Here is a 1,688-nt window from a genome sequence, read left to right as displayed (position 1 = left end):
GTCCAGCTCGGGATGCGGCTCGGGCACCCCCGGCGCGCCCACGGCCAGCACCGCCCCGTCGAGCAGCGGCGGCTCGCCCAGCGTGCAGCGCTGCGCGTCCAGCCGCTGCTCACCCGCGTACAGCACCGGAGTGCCGGAGGACCCCTCGCCGCCGGAGACCGCGGAGGCCAGGGCGGAGGCGACCGCGGCCAGCGCCGTACCCGCGGGGGCCGTGACCAGCACGTCGCAGCTCGCGGCGCGGTCCCGCGCGGGGGAGGCCAGACCCAGCGGGTCTACGACGGTCAGCCGGATCTGCATCGCCGTCAGCGGTCCCTTCTGCGCGGGCGCGGAAGGTCCCCCCACCCCGCACGAGCACGTCGGCCAGTACTGCACGCATCCTCGCACCTGCCACCGACAACGCGCCCGCCGCTCCACCACAAGTGATCTTGATTGGTCGGCTCTGCCCGCAAAAGTGCCTGGCAACGACGGTGCGAGCGATCGCTTGAGATCGGTCACGTCCGTTTTCGGCAACCACGAGACCGAGCCGAGCGTCTTTCCTTCGAACACGTGCGGGAGCGTGTACGTAAGACCCACAGAAAGACGACAGCCCGGTCTCGCGCACCACGGCACTACAGTGGGTCGGAACGGCAAACAGGCAAGGCAAGCAGCAGGGAGCGCGTGACGTGCGGCCAGTCGGCAGCAAGTACCTCCTCGAGGAGCCGCTCGGTCGCGGCGCCACGGGGACCGTCTGGCGTGCGCGCCAGCGGGAGACCGCGGGCGCCGAGGCGGCCGTGCCCGGACAGCCCGGCGAGACCGTCGCGATCAAGGTCCTCAAGGAGGAGCTCGCGAACGACGCCGACGTCGTGATGCGCTTCCTCCGGGAGCGCTCCGTGCTGCTCCGGCTGACCCACCCCAACATCGTCCGGGTCCGCGACCTGGTCGTCGAGGGCGATCTCCTCGCCCTCGTCATGGACCTCATCGACGGCCCCGACCTGCACCGCTACCTGCGTGAGAACGGCCCCTTCACCCCGGTGGCCGCCTCCCTGCTCACCGCCCAGATCGCCGACGCGCTCGCCGCCAGCCACGCCGACGGCGTCGTCCACCGCGACCTGAAGCCGGCCAACGTCCTGCTCAAGCAGCAGGGCGGCGAGATGCACCCGATGCTCACCGACTTCGGCATCGCCCGCCTCGCCGACTCGCCCGGCCTCACCCGCACCCACGAGTTCGTCGGCACACCCGCGTACGTCGCGCCCGAGTCCGCCGAGGGACGCCCGCAGACCTCCGCCGTCGACATCTACGGCGCCGGCATCCTGCTGTACGAGCTGGTCACCGGCCGCCCGCCGTTCTCCGGCGGCTCCGCGCTCGAGGTCCTCCACCAGCACCTGAGCGCCGAACCGCGCCGCCCCTCCACCGTCCCCGACCCGCTGTGGACGGTCATCGAGCGCTGCCTGCGCAAGAACCCCGACGACCGCCCCAGCGCCGAGAACCTCGCGCGCGGCCTGCGCGTCGTCGCCGAGGGCATCGGCGTGCACGCCAACTCCGCGCAGATCTCCGCCGCCGAGAACGTCGGCGCGCTCCTCATGCCCGACCCGGCTCCCGCGCCCGTGCCCGGCACGCCCGGCGCCGCCGACCCCACGCAGGTGCTGCCGCACGGCGCCGGCTCCTACGACCCGAACGGCGCGACCAGCGTCCTGCCGCACACCGGCGGA

At 73.2% G+C, this 1,688-nt stretch carries 2 protein-coding genes; one reads left to right on the top strand and one right to left on the bottom strand.

Features of this window, described 5'->3' with window-relative positions; genetic code table 11:
• Positions 1-297, bottom strand: a 297-nt coding sequence (locus N4P33_RS35060) for a hypothetical protein (protein ID WP_260830948.1), incomplete at its 3' end; no start/stop codon positions are given.
• Positions 298-662: 365 nt separating this feature from the next.
• On the opposite strand from N4P33_RS35060, the gene N4P33_RS35055 reads away from it, so the two are divergent.
• On the top strand, positions 663-1,688 hold a 1,026-nt coding region (locus N4P33_RS35055), incomplete at its 3' end, for a serine/threonine-protein kinase (RefSeq protein WP_260830947.1).

Origin of the sequence: Streptomyces sp. 15-116A, assembly GCF_025290915.1 — a bacterium.
In the GTDB taxonomy this organism is placed as follows: Bacteria; Actinomycetota; Actinomycetes; order Streptomycetales; family Streptomycetaceae; genus Streptomyces.
This window is presented reverse-complemented; position numbering and strand designations above follow the sequence as displayed.